This window comes from Streptomyces sp. JB150 (genome assembly GCF_011193355.1).
GTDB lineage: Bacteria > Actinomycetota > Actinomycetes > Streptomycetales > Streptomycetaceae > Streptomyces.
In genome coordinates this window covers 5,787,517-5,804,830 of the sequence record NZ_CP049780.1, presented here as the reverse complement: position 1 = coordinate 5,804,830, position 17,314 = coordinate 5,787,517, and the positions used below count along the sequence as shown (strand labels likewise).

Annotated in this window: 17 protein-coding genes and 1 pseudogene; 15 read left to right on the top strand and 3 right to left on the bottom strand. The window is 71.8% G+C overall.

Annotated features, from left to right (window positions below; genetic code table 11):
• The first annotated feature begins 61 nt into the window (after nt 1–61).
• From G7Z13_RS26700 to G7Z13_RS26685, 4 genes are all read left to right on the top strand, one after another.
• Nucleotides 62–262: a hypothetical protein gene (locus G7Z13_RS26700; protein ID WP_166002764.1), complete on the top strand. Its 201-nt coding sequence runs from the start codon at nt 62–64 to the stop codon at nt 260–262.
• A 59-nt stretch (nt 263–321) separates the two neighbouring features.
• Nucleotides 322–519, top strand: a complete 198-nt coding sequence (locus G7Z13_RS26695; RefSeq protein WP_240926534.1) for a hypothetical protein — start codon at nt 322–324, stop codon at nt 517–519.
• A gap of 64 nt (nt 520–583) precedes the next feature.
• Nucleotides 584–1,306: a hypothetical protein gene (locus G7Z13_RS26690; RefSeq protein ID WP_166002762.1), complete on the top strand. Its 723-nt coding sequence runs from the start codon at nt 584–586 to the stop codon at nt 1,304–1,306.
• 23 nt (nt 1,307–1,329) lie between these two features.
• Nucleotides 1,330–1,809, top strand: coding sequence for a hypothetical protein (locus tag G7Z13_RS26685; protein ID WP_166002761.1), 480 nt, complete (start codon nt 1,330–1,332; stop codon nt 1,807–1,809).
• A 51-nt stretch (nt 1,810–1,860) separates the two neighbouring features.
• Here the strand turns inward: G7Z13_RS26685 and G7Z13_RS26680 are convergent, their stop codons facing one another.
• Nucleotides 1,861–2,709 (bottom strand): SigB/SigF/SigG family RNA polymerase sigma factor, encoded by an 849-nt coding sequence (locus G7Z13_RS26680; RefSeq protein WP_166002760.1) that lies wholly within the window; start codon nt 2,707–2,709, stop codon nt 1,861–1,863.
• A 182-nt stretch (nt 2,710–2,891) separates the two neighbouring features.
• On the opposite strand from G7Z13_RS26680, the gene G7Z13_RS26675 reads away from it, so the two are divergent.
• The 6 genes from G7Z13_RS26675 (at nt 2,892) to G7Z13_RS26650 (ending at nt 8,857) form a co-directional block, all read left to right on the top strand.
• On the top strand, nt 2,892–3,062 hold the full coding sequence (locus G7Z13_RS26675) for a hydrophobic protein (protein WP_166005308.1): 171 nt from the start codon (nt 2,892–2,894) through the stop codon (nt 3,060–3,062).
• Nucleotides 3,063–3,230: 168 nt separating this feature from the next.
• Complete coding sequence (locus G7Z13_RS26670; protein ID WP_166002759.1) at nt 3,231–4,034, top strand: alpha/beta hydrolase; 804 nt, start codon at nt 3,231–3,233, stop codon at nt 4,032–4,034.
• Complete coding sequence (locus G7Z13_RS26665; protein WP_166005306.1) at nt 4,034–5,338, top strand: SpoIIE family protein phosphatase; 1,305 nt, start codon at nt 4,034–4,036, stop codon at nt 5,336–5,338. The genes G7Z13_RS26670 and G7Z13_RS26665 overlap by 1 nt, the downstream gene beginning before the upstream one ends.
• Nucleotides 5,335–5,673 carry an STAS domain-containing protein gene (locus G7Z13_RS26660; RefSeq protein ID WP_166002758.1) on the top strand — a complete coding sequence of 113 codons (339 nt, stop codon included), beginning with the start codon at nt 5,335–5,337 and terminating at the stop codon, nt 5,671–5,673. The genes G7Z13_RS26665 and G7Z13_RS26660 overlap by 4 nt, the downstream gene beginning before the upstream one ends.
• Before the next feature lie 270 nt (nt 5,674–5,943).
• A complete protein-coding gene (gene manA / locus G7Z13_RS26655; RefSeq protein ID WP_166002757.1) occupies nt 5,944–7,137 on the top strand; it encodes a mannose-6-phosphate isomerase, class I in 1,194 nt (397 codons plus the stop codon).
• A gap of 307 nt (nt 7,138–7,444) precedes the next feature.
• Complete coding sequence (locus tag G7Z13_RS26650) at nt 7,445–8,857, top strand: cellulase family glycosylhydrolase (RefSeq protein ID WP_166002756.1); 1,413 nt, start codon at nt 7,445–7,447, stop codon at nt 8,855–8,857.
• A gap of 60 nt (nt 8,858–8,917) precedes the next feature.
• Here the strand turns inward: G7Z13_RS26650 and G7Z13_RS26645 are convergent, their stop codons facing one another.
• Nucleotides 8,918–9,958 carry a LacI family DNA-binding transcriptional regulator gene (locus G7Z13_RS26645; RefSeq protein WP_166002755.1) on the bottom strand — a complete coding sequence of 347 codons (1,041 nt, stop codon included), beginning with the start codon at nt 9,956–9,958 and terminating at the stop codon, nt 8,918–8,920.
• Nucleotides 9,955–11,900 (bottom strand): annotated as a pseudogene (locus tag G7Z13_RS26640) (hypothetical protein). The gene G7Z13_RS26645 and the pseudogene G7Z13_RS26640 overlap by 4 nt, the downstream one beginning before the upstream one ends.
• Before the next feature lie 268 nt (nt 11,901–12,168).
• Between G7Z13_RS26640 and G7Z13_RS26635 the strand changes: the two are divergent.
• From G7Z13_RS26635 to G7Z13_RS26615, 5 genes are all read left to right on the top strand, one after another.
• Nucleotides 12,169–13,488, top strand: coding sequence for an ABC transporter substrate-binding protein (locus tag G7Z13_RS26635; RefSeq protein ID WP_166002754.1), 1,320 nt, complete (start codon nt 12,169–12,171; stop codon nt 13,486–13,488).
• A 166-nt stretch (nt 13,489–13,654) separates the two neighbouring features.
• Complete coding sequence (locus G7Z13_RS26630) at nt 13,655–14,602, top strand: sugar ABC transporter permease (protein ID WP_166002753.1); 948 nt, start codon at nt 13,655–13,657, stop codon at nt 14,600–14,602.
• Complete coding sequence (locus G7Z13_RS26625; protein ID WP_166002752.1) at nt 14,599–15,444, top strand: carbohydrate ABC transporter permease; 846 nt, start codon at nt 14,599–14,601, stop codon at nt 15,442–15,444. Before G7Z13_RS26630 ends, G7Z13_RS26625 begins: the two co-directional genes overlap by 4 nt.
• A 188-nt stretch (nt 15,445–15,632) precedes the next feature.
• A complete protein-coding gene (locus G7Z13_RS26620; protein ID WP_166002751.1) occupies nt 15,633–16,172 on the top strand; it encodes a regulator component in 540 nt (179 codons plus the stop codon).
• Nucleotides 16,159–17,313, top strand: a complete 1,155-nt coding sequence (locus G7Z13_RS26615; RefSeq protein ID WP_166002750.1) for an MAB_1171c family putative transporter — start codon at nt 16,159–16,161, stop codon at nt 17,311–17,313. The genes G7Z13_RS26620 and G7Z13_RS26615 overlap by 14 nt, the downstream gene beginning before the upstream one ends.
• Nucleotide 17,314 lies beyond the last annotated feature (1 nt).

The following is a 17,314-nucleotide window of genomic DNA, read 5'->3' as shown; positions in this document are numbered from 1 at the left end:
TACGCACGGTAATTCACCGCGCGTGGACCCGCAGGCCGTTCGCCAGGGAAGGGCAGAGCCGATGCCGACACCGAAGATCCACGAAGCCACCGCCGCGCGGAACGCGCTGGCCGCCGCCCTGACGTCCGCGGGTATCCAGCTGCCGGCGATGGACGTGCGCACGCACGCCGCCGCCGGGTACGCGCTCATCCACCTCGGTGTCTGCTCGGCTCCGGTGGCCCGCGCGCTCGCCGACGTGATCGCCAAGGGTGCCGCTCGGTGAGCGTGCCGCCGCCCGGTACCGCCGTCCGGGACACCGTCCGTGACCGCGTGGGCGTCGTCATGGGCCACGAGGGACCGTATCTCCAGCTGCGCCCCCTGTCGGGCGGCCGGGAGTGGGACGCGGATCCGGCGCGCGTGCGGCCGCTGACCGCCGGGGAACTGCTCCGCGCACGGCTCGCCGAGACGAACGCGCGCAGCCGGACCGGCCTGGGCGTCAAGCGGCCGGGGCCGGACGGGACGAGTTCGGGCGAAACCTGATCCTCCGTCAGTCCCGTGCCCTACGCTTCCAGCGCACGAGGCGTGAGGCCCAGGGGGGTGCGGCATGTCCGGTGGCGAGTCCGACGTACGGCGAACCAACAGTGCGGCGGCGGGACATCAGGTGATCCAGGCCGGCGGCAACTTCAACAGTACGGTCACGCACGTCCGCAACGACCGCGGTACGGGCTGGGTGGTGCTGGCGGTGCTGGTCACCGCCGCCGTCGGGGCGCTGGGCGTGTACGCCGTCGCGGGCGAGCGCACGGCCGGGGGCTCCGGTGACCGCGCCTCGTCCGCCGGGAGCGGACCGGGCGGGCAGGCCCCGGCGGCCACCTCGGAGGCCACCTCGAAGGCGGCCCCGGACGCGGCGCCGGAGGCCACCTCGGACGCCGCCCCGGAGACGGCACCGGACGCCCCGCCCGGCGAGCAGTGGCGGGGCGCCCTGCGGCTCGACCTCGACGGCATGGAGCTGGACGCGAGTCCCCCCAGCAAGGGGACGTCCATGTTCGGCAGCGACCTCGCCGTGGGATACCTCGGCACGCTGAACGCCATGACGACCGGCGGTGGCACCGTCGCGCCGTGGCAGGACGCGGGGCGGGAACCGGGCCATGGGGACTGCGCCGAGCTGGCGGACACCGTGGGGTCGTCGATGGCGCCCGTCAGGCAGGGCACCGTGCTGTGCGTGAGAACCGACGAAGGGCGCGTCGCCCGGCTGACGGTCACGGACATCGTGGGCGACATCAGCCCCGCCGCCGAAGTGGACGCCGTCGTCTGGCACCTCGCGCGATGAGTCACGAGGGATGGGGAGACACAGTGGATCCGGTGATCATGTCGGCGGGAACCGCCCTGATCGCGGCGATGGCGACCGATGCCTGGCAGCAGGCGCGCGCCGCCGTGCTCGACCTGTGGCGGCGGCGGCATCCCGAGCGGGTGCCCGCCGTCGAGGGGGAGCTGGCCGAGGTGCGCGAGGAGGTGTTGCGGGCGCGGCGGACTCAGGACGGCCGGACCGAGGAGGGCCTCGCCGAGGAGTGGGATCGACGGCTGCGACGGCTGGTGGCCGGAGATCCCGAGCTGACCCGGGAGCTGGAGCGCGTCCGGGACGAGCGGCTGTATCCCCTCCTGCCCGACGCGCGCCGGCCTTCGGGCGGCTCCCGCACGAACATCGGGTACGCCGTGGGCCGGAACAGTCAGGTATTCCAGGCGAGCGGCGACATCAACTACAGCTCTGGCGGTCCTGCCGGCCCTGGCGATCCTGTCGGTCCGGTCGGCCCTGTCGGCCCGCTCGGTCCCTGACCGGCCCCCTGCCGCTCCCCGCCGACCGGGGGGAGCGGCAGCAGCCGGTGGTCACGCCTCGGTGGTCGACATGCCCGCGCGCAGTCGGCCCAGGAGGCGCCTGATCAAGCGCGAGACCTGCATCTGCGAGATGCCGAGGCGGGCGCCGATCTCGGCCTGGGACAGCTCCTCCACGAAGCGCCAGTGGATGATCTTCCGGTCGCGTTCCTCCAGCCCGGCGATCAGCGGGGCGAGCGCGTGGAAGTCCTCGACCAGTTCGAGGGCGGCGTCCTCGTTGCCGATGAAGTCCTGCAGCACGGCCTCGCCGTCCTCGCTGCCGCTGATCGCCGCGTCCAGGGAGGCCGAGTTGTAGCCGTTGGAGGCCAGCTGGGCCTCGACCACCTCGTGCTCGGGGAGGCACATCAGCTCGGACAGTTCCTTGGTGGTCGGCTTACGGCCCAGCCGGCTGCGCAGTTCCTCGTTGGCACGGGCGAGCTGGACGCGCGCTTCCTGCAGCCGGCGCGGCACGTGCACGGCCCAGGTGGTGTCACGGAAGAACCGCTTGATCTCCCCGACGATGTAGGGAACGGCGAACGAGGTGAACTCGGCCCCGCGGGACAGCTCGAACCGGTCGATCGCCTTGATGAGGCCGATCATGCCGACCTGGACGATGTCCTCCATCTCGTCCGCGCCGCGGCTGCGGAACCGGCCGGCCGCGTAACGGACGAGGGACATGTTCATCTCGATCAGCGTGTTGCGCGCGTACTGGTACTCGGGGGTGCCCTCCTCCAGCACCGCCAGTTGGTCGAAGAACACCTTCGACAGTTCCCGGGCGTCCTGCGGCGCGACCGTGGCCGGGTCCGCGATCTCCGGAACGTCCACCGTCCGCTCGGCAGTCCGCTCGGTCGTCGTCGCGGTCATGAGATAACCCCTCCCAGTCGCTCAAGTGTCACCGGCGCCCCTCCGGCGCCCGGCAGACCGCGCATACCCCGGACGACGGCCGGCACTCCTCCCGCCTGCGGCTTTTCCTGCAGAAACAAGGTCCGGTTCGGCGCATGAGGAGGGAATCGCAGGGCACACGCTCCGCCAGGAGGTCGATGACTATGGTTCCCCTGCTTCTCGTTCTGCTTCTGGCCGTGCTCCTCTTCGGCGCCGGCTTCGCCGTCAAGATCCTGTGGTGGGTCGCCATCGCCGTCCTGGTGCTGTGGCTCCTCGGCTTCGTCATGCGCTCCACCAGCGCCGACGGGGGGCGCGGCCGCTGGTACCGATGGTGATCTGACTCACAGTTCCGACCCTCGGAACGAGGTTTACCCTGCGTGGGCCCCGCCGGTACGGCCGGGGCCCGCAGGCATGTCCGAAGGCCCCAAGGGCCGCTCCCGCGCACGACCTCCCTCCCGGACCGGCCGGCCGGTGAGCGCCGCGCACCTGCGACACTGGCCGGTATGGATATCGTCCGCAGGAACAACGTCACCGTCACCGGCAACCCGCAGGGGCGCACGGTGGTGCTGGCCCACGGGTTCGGCTGTGACCAGAACATGTGGCGCCTGACCGTCCCTGCGCTGGCCCCGGACCACCGGGTCGTGCTGTTCGACTACGTCGGCTCGGGCCGCTCCGACTCGTCCGCGTTCTCGGAGGACCGGTACTCGTCCCTGGACGGATACGCCAGGGACGTGGTCGAGGTGTGTGAGGCCCTGGACCTGCGCGACGCGGTGTTCGTGGGTCATTCGGTCAGCGCGATGATCGGGGTGATGGCCGCCGGCCTGGCTCCGGATCGGATCGGCGCGCTGGTGATGGTCGCGCCGTCACCGCGGTACGTCGACGGGGACGGCTACCGCGGCGGCTTCAGCGCCGAGGACATCGACGAGCTGCTGGAGTCGCTGGAGGCGAACTACCTCGGCTGGTCGGGTGCGATGGCACCGCTGATCATGGGCAATCCCGAGCGGCCGGAACTCGGCGAGGAGCTGAAGAACAGCTTCTGCGCCACCGACCCGGACATGGCGCGCGTCTTCGCGCGGACCACCTTCCTGTCGGACTCGCGGGACGACCTGAAGAACGTACGGGTCCCGACGCTGATCCTGGAGTGCTCGCAGGACGTCATCGCCCCCCGCGAGGTCGGCGCCTTCGTCCACCAGGCGATCGACGGCTCCACGCTGGTCACGCTCGACGCCACCGGGCACTGCCCGCACCTGTCCGCGCCCGAGGCCACCAATCAGGCGATCACGGAGTGGCTGGCGACCCTGCGATGATGTGCCGCGAGCAGCAGCCCGACCCGCAGGACGCCGACGACGAGAAGGGCTCCTACGCGGCGGCGTTCGCGACCTTGCTGGAGGACAGCGCCGAGGAACTGTACGAGTCCGCGCCGTGCGGCTACCTGTCCACGCTGATGGACGGCACCATAGCGAAGATCAACGCCACGCTGCTGGACTGGCTGGGCATGGACCGCGAGGCGGTGGTGGGCCGGATGCGGTTCACCGACCTGCTGACCGTGGGCGGCAAGCTCTACCACGAAACCCATTTCGCGCCCCTGCTGCGGATGCAGGGCGAGATCAGCGGCATCGCCCTGGAGCTCAAGCAGGCCGACGGCGGCCGCATACCGGTGCTGGTCTCCGCGACGGTCAAGCACGGCGGCACGGGCGAGCCGCTACTGATCCGCACCACCCTCTTCGACGCCCGGGACCGCCGCGCCTACGAGGAGGAGCTGCTGCGCCGCCGGCGGGTGGCCGAAGAGGCGCGCCGGCAGGCGGAGGCCGACCGGGCCCGGCTGCAGGACGCGCTCGCCGTCCTGCAGCAGTCGCTGCTGCCCGACAGCCTGCCGGCCGTTCCCGGCGTGGAGGCGGCCGCCTACTACCACACCGCCTCCCCGGACCGGCTCGGCGGCGACTTCTACGACGTCTTCCCCGTCGACGGCAAACGCTTCGGGTTCTTCCTCGGCGACGTGTGCGGAAAGGGCCCGCAGGCCGCGGCGCTCACCTCGCTGACCCGGTACACCCTGCGCGCCGCCGCCCTGCACGACGCCGACCCCGTCTCCGCCCTGACCACCCTGAACAAGGTGCTGCACGAGCGGTACGCCGCCGGCGGCGATCCGCGCTACTGCACCGCCATCTTCGGCACGCTCGAAGCCGACCCCGCGACCGGGCAGGTCACCGTCCAGCTCGCCTCGGGCGGCCATCCGCCCGCGCTCGTCCTGCGCGGCGACGGCACGGCCGACTATGTGCCCACCCCCGGTGGCCTCCTCGTCGGCGTCCTGCCCGAGGCCCGCTTCACCGCCGCCCGCACCGTCCTCCAGCCCGGGGACACCCTCCTGCTCTACACCGACGGCCTCACCGAGGCCCGTACCGGCAAGGACCGCTCGACCCTGTACGGGGACGACGGCCTGCTCACCTTCGCCACCGGCCACGCCGACACCTCCCCCAGCGCCGTCGTCCAGGCTCTGACCGACGTGCTGAACAGGTTCGGCGACGGACTGGACGACGACACCGCACTGCTGGCCCTCGGCGCCCCCGCCGCCCTCCCCGCCCGTCCCCGCCCCGCGACAAGAACTGCCACATGAGCACACTGAAGATCACCACCCGAGACACCCGGACCGGTCCCGTCCTGGAGATCATCGGCGACCTGGACTACAGCAACGCCCCCGAGCTGCGCGCCCGGCTCACCACGCTCGACCTCCAGCCGGGCCAGCGCCTCGTCCTGGACCTGGCCGGCCTGGAGTTCTGCGACTCCAGCGGCATCACCGCCCTGATCGCCGCCCGCAACCACGCCGACGCCGCCCAGGCCGACATCGCGCTCGCCGCGGTTCCGCACCACACGCTGCGCGTGCTGCACATCGTCGGCCTGGACCAGATCTTCCGCCTGTATCCGGACAGCGAGACGGCGACCGGAGCCTGACTGGGTCCTGGCCGGAGCCTCACCGATGGCCCGACCGGGGCCTCACCAGGTCCTGGCCGGACTCACCCCACCGGTCCCGGCCGGACTCACCCCACCCTGGTCCCGGCCGCACTCACCGCACCCAGCGCGTGACGCCCGGCTGCGGCTGGACAACGTTGTCAGGCACCGTGCACAGTTCCCTTCCCGAGGGTGGGGCCCGTCCCGCTCGCTCGTGCCCCCTCGCCCTCACCCCTGCCCGGTACCGCGCCACCACCCGGAAGGACCCGCCGCATGGACCGCCTCGTCAACACTGTCCGCCCCTATCCGTGGGGCTCGCGCACCGCGCTGCCCGCCCTGCTGGGCACCGAGCCGGACGGCTCGCCGCAGGCCGAATTGTGGATGGGCGCGCATCCCGGCGCGCCCTCCCGAGTGGAGCGCGACGGGCGCCTTCAGGAGTTGAACCGGGTCATCGAGGAGGACCCTCGGGGCGAGCTGGGCGAGGCGGTCGTGCGCCGCTTCGGGCCGCGCCTGCCCTTCCTCGTGAAGCTGCTGGCGGCCGACGCGCCGCTGTCCCTCCAGGTGCACCCCGACCCGGATCGGGCGGCCGCCGGTTTCGCGCGGGAGAACGCCGCGGGCATCCCCCTCGACGCCCCGCACCGCACCTACCGGGACGCCCAGCACAAGCCGGAGATGATCGTCGCCCTCACCCCGTTCGAGGGCCTGTGCGGATTCCGGCCGCCGCACGAGAGCGCCGCTCTGCTCGCGGCCCTGGATGTGGACTGGCTCGGCCCGTACGTCCGAACGCTTCGCGCGGAACCGGAGGAGCGCGCGCTGCGGGAGGTCTTCTCCGCGTTCCTCGCCCTCTCCCCCGGCCGACTGGCCGAGTTCGGCGACGCGCTGGCGTCCGCGGCCGTGCGGAGCGGCCCGCGGCGCGAGGAGTTCGCGGTGTACGACGGGCTCGCCCGGACCTGCCCGGGTGATCCCGGCGTCCCGGCCGCCCTCCTGGTGCGGCACGTCCGGCTGGCGCCGGGCGAGGCCCTGTACCTCGGGGCGGGCATACCGCACGCCTATCTGCGCGGACTGGGGGTGGAGATCATGGCCGCCTCGGACAACGTCCTGCGCTGCGGGCTGACCACCAAGCACGTGGACGTGCCCGAGCTGCTGCGCGTCGTCCGCTTCACCGCCTCGCCGACGCCGCTGGTGTGCCCGGTGCGCGCGGGGGACGGCGAAGAGGTGTACCCGGCGCCGGTCGACGACTTCCGGCTGTCCCGCCTCGTACGGGCGGCGGAGGACGGCGCCCGCGTCCTGCCCGGCTCGCGGCCGCAGATCCTGCTGTGCACCGAGGGCACGGTCCGCCTCACCACGGGCGGCGACGACGTCGTGCTCACCGCGGGCGGATCGGCGTACGCGGCGGCCGGCGAGGAGGTCACCGTCTCCGGTGCGGGAACCCTCTTCCGGGCCACCACGGCAGAGCTGGACAACTGAACCACGGCTAAACTTAACCGGTTTGGCGCGAACTGTTGTCCCGCGCGGAAGTCTCGTTCTAGCCTCGCTGCGCTGCCCGGTGCGAGCCGCTTTCGAAAAGCCCGGGCGGCGGGATGTTCCACCGGCCCGGGACTTCGGCGTTTCCGCTCTCCCGGTCCGCCCGGCCGCCGCGCCCCCACGCCGGCCGGGTGGACCGGGTGAGCGGGACAGGCCGGACGGGCCGGACCCACCCCACGACCACCGGCCGTGCCGTGCCGCCCGGGCCCGCCCGGCGACCGGCCGCACGCGCCACCACCTCGGGAGCAGCATGAGGAAGAAACTGGCCACCGCCGCGGGCGCGTTGCTGACCCTCGCCTCCGCGGTCCTCGCCGCACCGGCCGCCGCGCAGGCCGAGCCACAGCGAACGGCGCAGACCGGGACGGCGGGCGCCGCGCAGGGCGGGACCCGGGCCGGGACGCCGGCGGACACGCAGGCCGTGCCGGGCTTCCGCGTCGCCGACGGACGGCTGCTGGACGCGACCGGCCGGGACTTCGTCCTGCGCGGCGTGAACCACGCCCACACCTGGTACCCCGCCCGCACTCCGCAGGCCCTGAAGGACATCAAGGCGCTGGGCGCCAACTCCGTGCGCGTGGTGCTCGCCACGGGCGACCGCTGGGCGAAGAACGACACCGCCGACGTCGCGGGCGTCGTCGCCCAGTGCAAGCAGAACCGGCTCGTGTGCGTCCTGGAGGCCCACGACACCACCGGCTACGGCGAGCAGGCGGGCGCCGTCTCCCTCTCCCGCGCCGTCGACTACTGGATCAGCGTCAAGGACGCGGTCAGGGGTCAGGAGAAGTACGTCATCCTCAACATCGGCAACGAGCCGCACGGCAACGGCACGTCCGGAGTCACCCCGTGGACCGCCGACACCAAGAACGCGATCGGCCGGATGCGGGCGGCCGGATTCGCGCACACGCTCATGGTCGACGCCCCCAACTGGGGCCAGGACTGGTCTTTCACCATGCGTGATCACGCCGCGGAGGTATTCGCCGCGGATCCGGCGAGAAACACCGTGTTCTCGGTCCACATGTACGGCGTATTCAACACGGCCGAGAAGGTGAGGGATTACCTCAACCGGTTCACTTCCCAGCGGCTCCCCCTCGTCGTCGGGGAATTCGGCGACATGCATTCGGACGGCGACCCGGACGAGGCCGCCATCATGTCCACCGCGCGGCAGCTCGGGATCGGCTACCTCGGCTGGTCGTGGAGCGGCAACGGCGGCGGTGTCGAGTACCTGGACATGGCCACCGGCTTCGACGCCTCGCGTCTGACCGCCTGGGGGCGGCGTATCTTCTCCGGCGCCGACGGCATCCAGCAGACGGCGAAGGAGGCCGGTGTCTTCGGCGGCGACGGCCCGGTCACCGCGGGCTGCGCGGTCGGCTACCGCCTCAGCGACTGGGGCACCTCGTTCAACGCCGACGTGACCATCCGCAACACCGGCACGACCACCGTCAAGGGCTGGCAGCTCGCGTTCGCGTTCCCCGGCGACCAGAGGCTGCATCACGTCTGGAACGCCAAGGCCGTCCAGCAGGGCAGCGAGGTGCGCGCGACCCACGAGTCCTGGACGGAGACCATCCCGGCCGGCGGCTCGGTGAGCTTCGGCTTCAGCGGCTCGTCCACCGGAGCCAACGGCGTCCCGGCCGGCTTCACGCTCAACGGCGCGGCGTGCTCCGTGAGCTGACGGACCGTCGTACGACAGGCGGGAGGGCCGCGTCCGCACCGGACGCGGCCCCTTCCCGGGTCACGGCGACGGGGTGCCCGGTGCGGGCGCGGTGGAGCCGCGCGGGATCAGCGTCGGCGTCGGCGCCTGCCCGCCGGCGGTCTGCGAGCCGTTGATCACCTCGAAGAGCACCCGCGCCACCTCGGCGCCGAAGTGGTGCACGTCGTGGCTCATCGCCGACATGGCCGGGTGGGTGATCTGGCACAGCTGGGAGTCGTCCCAGGCCAGCAGCGACAGGTCGTCGGGGACGGTGAACCCCATCTCCGCCGCGACGCCCGCACCGGCGACCGCCATGATGTCGTTGTCGTAGACGATCGCGGTCGGCCGCTCGGCGGTGAGCAGGAGGCCGCGGGTGGCGCGGGCGCCCTCCTTCTCGTCGAAGCCGGTCGCGATCTGCCGCGCCTCCTTAAGGCCCAGCTCCCGGGCCGTGGCGGCGAAGGCGCGGGCCCGGATGGCGCTGTGCCCGAGGTCGGCCGGGCCGCCCACGCGGGCGATGCGCCGGTGACCGAGGGCCGCCAGGTAGCGGACGGCCTCGGCGACCGCGGACGCGTCGTCCGTCCACACGGCGGGGAACGGCTCGGTGAGGGAGGGATGGCCCACGGCGACCGCGGGCATGCCGAGCGGCGGCAGGGCGGCGACCCGGGGATCGTCCTCGCGGAAGTCCACCAGGATCGCCCCGGCGATCATCCGGCTGCGCCACCACTCCCGGTAGACCGCGACCTCCTCGTCGAGATCGCGCACCAGGCGCAGCAGCAGCGAGCAGGACCGCTCCGCGAGGACGCCCTCGATGCCGGAGACGAAGTCCATGTAGAACGGCTCCAGGCCGAGCAGCCTGGCGGGCCGGCACAGGGCCAGCCCGACGATGTCGACCCGCCGGCTGGACAGGCTGCGGGCGGTGGCGCTCGGCGCCCAGCCCAGCTCGCGGGCCGCCGCGAAGATCCGCTCACGGGTGGCCTCGGAGACGCCCGGCTTGTGGTTGAAGGCGAGCGACACCGCGCCCTTGGACACCCCGGCCCGCGCCGCGACGTCCTTGATGGTGACGCGTTCCGCGGAGCCGCTCACACCGGTTCCACACAGAACAGCGCGGCCGTGACCTCGTCGGCGGTGACATTGCCGCAGTCCCGCACCCGGATGCGCACCCGCTCGCCGGGCAGCAGGGTCCGCGGTCCCCGGTCGCAGGCGGCGGCCGGACGGAGCCGGTCGGGCTGGAGCAGGAGATCTCGTACGAGAGTCTGGGCACTGACCACGACGTCGACTCTATCCCCCGGTCCGGGCACCGGCTCCACGGTGACGTCGTAGCGGGGGCGGGGGTAGGCGAAGTCCTTGTCGGGGACGGGGAAGTGCAGGGCGCGCAGATCCTCGTCCCCCGGTGCGGCGGCGTCGGCGACCAGGAACTCGTCCGCCGCCGCCGCGTCCGGCACCAGCTTCTCCGGCACGGTGGTCCGGGCGACGGCACGGGGGTCCGCGGTGACGTCGACGACGGCGTCCGCGACGGTGGTCCCGTCGGCCCGCAGCCGCCGTAGTGTGACCCGGGCACGCCAGGGCTCGGCGGCCTGGTTGACCGCGGCGAGCACGAGGCCGCCTGCGTCGGGCTGAAGGGTGAGGAGCCGGTCGGCGTAGACCCGCCTCAGCTCGTGGTAGAGGGGTTTTTCGCGGCCGTCGCCGTCGATGGCGGCCCAGGAGGTGACGGGCCAGCAGTCGTTGAGCTGCCAGACGACGGTGCCCGCCCCCACAGGTTCTCGTTGTTGCCGTTCCACAGCACCAGCGACGGATGCGGCATCAACCGGACGACGTTCTCCCGCGCCTCCGCCTCCACCTCGCCCCGCAGCGGCTGCTCCTCCGGGTAGGCGGCACACGCGAAGAGGAAGTCCTGCCACACCAGCAGACCCAGCTCGTCGCAGACGTCGTAGAAGGCGTCGTCCTCGTAGATCCCGCCGCCCCACACCCGCACCAGGTCCACGTTGGCCTCGGCGGCCCGGGTGAGGCGGGCGCGGTAGCGCTCGGGGGTGATCCGGGACGGGAAGGCGTCGTCGGGGATCCAGTTGACGCCGCGCGCGAAGATACGCTCGCCGTTGACGACGAGGGTGAACCCGGTGCCGTACTCGTCGGCCGAGCGGTCCAGCTCGACGGTGCGGAAGCCGATGCGCCGGTGCCAGGTGTCGAGCGGGCCGCTGTCGTCGCCGAGGGTGACATGGAGGTCGTACAGGGGCTGGTCGCCGTAGCCGCGCGGCCACCACAGCGCCACGTCCGGCACCTCCAGGCGCAGCACCGCCTCGTCGCCGGTCAGGAACGTCTCGGCGCGGACGCCGGCCACCCGGGCCTCGGCGCGCAGGGTGCGCCCCCGCCCCTGCGCGGTGCGTTCGACGTCCAGCCGCACCTCGACCCGGCCGGCGCCCTCGTCCACGGTGACGAGCGGGCGGACGCGGGCGATGCGGGCCGTGGACCAGTGCTCCAGCCGCACCGGCCGCCAGATGCCCGCGGTCACCAGCGTGGGCCCCCAGTCCCAGCCGAAGGAGCAGGCCATCTTGCGGATGTACTGCGAGGGCTCCGGGTAGACGTTGGGCCGCTCGCCGGTGACGGCGCGGACGGCGGCGGCCTCGTCGTAGGCGGAGGCGAAGCGGACCTCCAGCCGCCCGGTGCGGCCGGTGACGTCGAAGCGGTAGCGGCGGTGCATGTTGCGGGTGGTGCCGACGGGGCGGCCTCCCAGGGTGATGTACGCGGCCGTGTCCAGGCCGTCGAAGACCAGGTCGGTGCGCTCGTGCCCGCCGTCCCGCGTGCTGTCATGCCCGCTGTCCGGCCCGCTGTCGTCTCCGAGGTGGCGGACGTAGGTCCAGGCGCGGCGGCCGACCCAGGCGACGTCGGTCTCGTTGCGGCCGAGGAAGGGATCGGGGATGACCCCGGCGGCCAGCAGATCGGTGTGGACGCAGCCGGGCACCGTGGCCTCCAGCACGTCGTCTCCATGGCGCAGGCTCCAGCCCTCGGTGAGCTGGGTGACGTCCTTCATCGTGCGGCTCCAATCGCCTGACTCAGGCAGGTGGACGGACAACGGCGGTCAACCTAGCCCGCTGACGAGCCCCTGTCCATAAACCGGTCTAGCGACTGAAGATCATCCAGGAAGTAGTAGTCATCGCACGTGAGACCCGTGGCGCCCCGCCCTCCGGTAACGATTAGGCATCGCGCTCGAAATCCTTGCTTTACCGGTTAACGCCGGACTGACATAGTGCCGACATCCCACCCGCAGAGCTGAGCCGCAACCTGAAGGAGCTGGGCACATGGGGAAGAAGAAGACGCTCACGGGAGCGCTTCTGGCCGCCGCGATCATGACCGTCGCGGGATGCAGTGGCCAGGGCGCGGCATCCGGTGAGACGGCGAAGGCACCCGCCGACCCCGCCGAGGCCTCGGGCACCATCAAGGTCCTGACCCATCGCACCGACCTCGTGCAGAACGGGACGATGGACGCGTACGCCGCCGAGTTCAACAAGACCTACCCCGACGTGAAGGTGACGTTCGAGGCCCTCACCGACTACGAGGGCGAGGTCAAGATCCGGATGAACACCGACGACTACGGCGACGTCCTGATGATCCCGGCCGCCGTCGCCAAGAACGACTACCCCACGTTCTTCGCCCCGCTGGGCACCACCGGCGAACTGGGCGACAAGTACCGGTTCAGCGACAAGGCCGAGGTCGGCGGCAAGGTCTACGGCATCAGCACCTTCGGCACCGCCAACGGCTTCCTCTACAACAAGGCGGTCTGGAGGAAGGCCGGCATCACCGACTGGCCCACCACGCCGCGGGAGTTCGTCGAGGACCTGAGGGCGATCAAGTCCAGGACGGACGCGGTGCCGTACTACACGAACTTCAAGGACGGCTGGCCGCTGACCGCGTGGAGCAACAACATCGGCTCGGTCACCTGCGACGCCCGGGCCAACGACAAGCTCGCCGGGCCCGTGTCCCCGTGGAAGCGGGGCGGTGACCTGCACACGATCGACTCACTGCTGTACGACATCGTGGCGGGCGGCCTGTCCGAGAAGGACCCCAACACCACCAACTGGGAGGCGTCCAAGACCCTGATCGCCCGCGGGAAGGTCGCCACCATGCAGCTGGGCTCGTGGGCCATCACCCAGATGCGGGCCGCGGCGAAGAAGGCCGGCACCGACCCCGACGACATCGGCTTCATGCCGTTCCCGGCGCGCGAGGACGGCACGTACTGCGCCGTGCTCGCCTCCGACTACCAGCAGGCGGTCAACGTCCACTCGGACCACAAGACCGCCGCGCGGGCCTGGATCGACTGGTTCACCGAGAAGTCCGGCTACCCGGCCAAGGAGGGCGCGGTGCCCGCGCTGCGGTCCGCTCCCATGCCGGACACCCTCTCCGAGTTCGTTGACAACGATGTCAAGTTCCTGGAGCGCTCCGAGGCCGAGACCGGCGCGGTGAACGCCATCGACAACGCGGCCGAGATCGGTCTCAACAAGCCGGACTACCGCCAAAAGCTCGTCGACACCGCGCGCGGCGCGCAGCAGGGCAGCCGCGCGGACTTCTTCGCGGACCTCGACAAGCGGTGGAACGAGGCGGCGGCCGGCGTGGGGTCCTGACGACCGGTGGCCCCCGTGGGTCCCTGACCCTCGGCGACTCCCCGCCAGATCCACGCACGCACCCACCCCTCGCTGATTCCTCCACCCTCTCCGTCACCGGCCCCGCCCGGACCAGCGGCCGGGGCCGGCCGCCCGGCGCGGACCGGCGGACGATGAAAGGCCCGAGATGACCGAGACGACGACCCACACGGCACCCGCGAAGGTGCCGCGCGCCGCCGCCCTCCCCGGGGGCCGGGCGGCGGCGCGCGGCAGAACGCTCCGCCGCCTCACGCCGTGGCTCTTCCTCACCGTCCCCCTGGTCCTGCTGGTGACGTTCACCTACGTGCCGGTGGGCAACATGCTGTACTACAGCTTCACCGACTGGGACGGTGTCAGCCCCGACCGGAACTTCACGGGCTTCGACAACTACCGGCAGATCCTCACCCGTCCCGAGCTGTTCCGGGTGTTCTTCGTCAGCTTCTTCTACCTCGCGGCCTCCGCCGTGCAGATCGCGGTCGCCCTGTACTTCGCGACCGTGCTCAGCTTCGACCTGCGCTTCCGCAACCTGTTCAAGGGGATCCTGTTCTTCCCCTACCTGATCAACGGCGTGGCGATCGGCTTCGTGTTCCTGTACTTCTTCCAGGACGGCGGCACGCTCGACGCGGTGCTGTCCTGGTTCGGCGCCGGCTCCGACCACGCCTGGCTCGGCGACCCCACCTCGGCGAACACCTCGCTGGCCGGGGTCTCCGTCTGGCGTTTCACCGGGCTGAACTTCGTGCTGTTCCTCGGCGCGATCCAGTCGATCCCGGCCGAACTGTACGAGGCGGCCCAGCTGGACGGGGCCACGCGCCTGCAGCAGTTCCGGCACATCATCGCCCCGAGCATCCGCCCGGTGGTCAGCCTGAGCGTCATCCTGGCGATCTCCGGCTCCCTGGCGGTGTTCGAGATCCCGTACATCATGACCGGCGGTGCGACCGGGACGACGACCTTCGTCATCCAGACGGTGAAGCTCGCCTTCCAGTTCAACAAGACGGGGCTCGCGTCTGCGGCCGCCGTCGTCCTGCTGCTGATCATCCTGCTGATCACCTGGATCCAGCGCCGCCTCGTGCCCGACGAGAAGGTGGACCTCGTATGACCACGCCCGCGCCCGCCCGGCGCCGCCGCCTCGCGCCCGCCCTGACGTACCTGTCGCTGATCCTGGCGTCGCTGATCGTCCTGATCCCGCTCGTCGTCGTCTTCCTCACCTCCCTGAAGACATCCGAGGAGGTGGCCGACGGCGGCGCCCTGTCACTGCCGCGCGACTGGCTGAACTTCGGCAACTACGTGACGGCGTTCACCGACGGCGAGATGCTCTCCGCCTTCGCCAACACCGGCCTCATCCTGCTGTTCTCCATCACCGGCACGGTCCTCATCGGCTCGATGACCGCGTACGCCATCGACCGCTTCGACTTCCGGGCGAAGAAGCCGGTGATGGCGCTGTTCCTGATCGCCACCCTGGTCCCCGGGGTCACCACCCAGGTGGCGACCTTCCAGGTGGTCAACAGCTTCGGCCTGTTCAACACCCTCTGGGCGCCCGTCCTGCTCTACATGGGCACGGACATCGTCTCGATCTACGTCTTCCTGCAGTTCGTCCGGTCCATCCCCGTCTCCCTCGACGAGGCCGCGCGCCTGGACGGGGCGAACTCCCTCACCATCTACTGGAAGATCATCCTGCCCCTGCTGAAGCCCGCCGTCGCCACGGTCGTCATCATCAAGGGCATCACCGTCTACAACGACTTCTACATCCCGTTCCTCTACATGCCGTCCGAGGACCTGGGCACCGTCTCCACCGCGCTGTTCCGCTTCAAGGGCCCCTTCGGCGCCCACTGGGAACACATCTCGGCCGGGACGGTCCTGGTGATCGTCCCGACGCTGGTGGTGTTCCTCTTCCTCCAGCGCTACATCTACAACGGGTTCGCGCAGGGGGCGACGAAGTAGCCGCGTCACCCGCCTCGCACACCCCCCGCGCGACCCAGGAGAAGCTTTGAGCCAAAGCGGACCGCACCGGCCGGGCGGGTGTGTGCAAGGAAGCGCGCCGCGGCCTAAGTTGAGGGCCGCGTCCTGCCCACGGGGCGCCGGAGGGACATCGCGCGTGAAGGGAGGACTTGGCCACCTTGCGACGGCAGGTGAGGGAAAGAGACGAGTACGCCGAGTTACAGCGCAAGTGCGCGGCGATTCTGCGTGACCTCGGGATGCACCGGCCGATGTCCCTCGACGCGATCCGTGAGCGGGTGGAGGAGCTGAGGGGCCGCCCGCTCGTCATCAGGGAACTGCCCGAACAGGCGGCGATCGCCGGGGCCTGCGGTCTGTGGCTGGGCACCGACGACGCCGACTACGTCTTCTACGAGGCCCGGACCGCGCCGCTGCACCGCGAGCACATCATCCTGCACGAGATCGGCCATGTGCTGTGCGACCACCACCGGGGCGTCACGGTCCGGGACGAGGAGCTGACGGACCGGCTCATCGGCGGTCCGGCGCCCCGCCTCGTCGAACGGCTGCGGGCACGCACCAGTTACACCACCGCCGAGGAACAGGAGGCCGAGATGATCGCCAGCCTGCTCCAGAGCGCGGGCCCGGTCCAGAGCGCGGGCGGGACCGGCCCGGTGGCCGGCCCGCTGGGACGACTCGGCGCGTTCCTGGGAGTGACGGCCGATGCCGGCCCATGAGCTCGCCGACCAGGTCGGGGTGGGCAGCGTCCTCGCCCTGTGGTTCGCCCTCGTCGTGCGGGCCCGGCCCGCGCTGCGCCGGCCCCACCAGCGAGGACTGTGGCTCACGGTCCTGGCCGCGGCGACCGCCATCACCCTCTTCCAGCCGAGGATCACCGGCCCCCTCACGGACGCCGGCCTGGACGTCCACACGATCGCCCTGACCCGCAACCTGATCGGCGTCCTCAGCGCCGGCCTGGTCCTGCTCTTCATGGTCGGCTCCACCCGTGCCCGCCGTCTGCGGCTGTCCGTGCTGGTGGGACTGGCGGCGGCCATGGGGGCGCTGCTGGTCCTGGACCGGCTCCAGACGGACCACCTGCGCGAGGCGAGCCCGTCCCTCCAGGGCCCGGCCGACCCGGCGTCCGCGTACTGGCTGCTCCTCGTCGTCGCCCACCTGGCCGGTGACGCCGTCGCCGTCGTGGTCTGCTGGCGCTACAGCCTGCGCACGGCGGACCGTGATCTCGTCTGGTCGCTGCGGCTGTTCGCGGTGGGCAGCGTCCTCGCGTTCGTCTTCTGGTGCGGCTACCTCTGGCACCTGTGCGGCGGAACCCCCGCCCTGCTCCCCTACCTGTCCCTGATCATCGGCGTCCACGGCCTCGTCCGGGCGGCGTCCCTGCTGGTCCCCACCGCGACCGCCCTCGCCCGCACCTGGACCGCTCTGCGCGTCACCTGGCAGCTCTGGCCGCTATGGCGCGATCTTGTCGCGGCGGTGCCCCACGTGGCACTCGCGACACCGCGGCGGACCAGACTCCAAGAGGTGCTGCGACCGCGCTCCCCCCTCCCGCTGCAGGCGCACAGGCAGACCATCGAGACGTACGACGCGCTCCTGGACCTCCAGCAGTACGTCCAGCCGGGCGCCTACGAGGAAGCCCACCGGCACGCCCGGCGGGCGGGCGTGCGAGCCGATCGCCTCGCCGCGGCCGCCCTCGCCGGAGCGCTGGGCCAGGCCCGGCGCGCCAAACTCGCGGGCACGCCCCCGTCCGTCCCCCGCCCCCTGCCCGGCGTGGTGCACGGCAGCCCGCAAACCTTGCTCGGGATCGCCCGGCTGTGGCCGTCCATGACGGACGCGCTGGCCTGCCCCGCTCCCGCCCACCGGCTCTGAC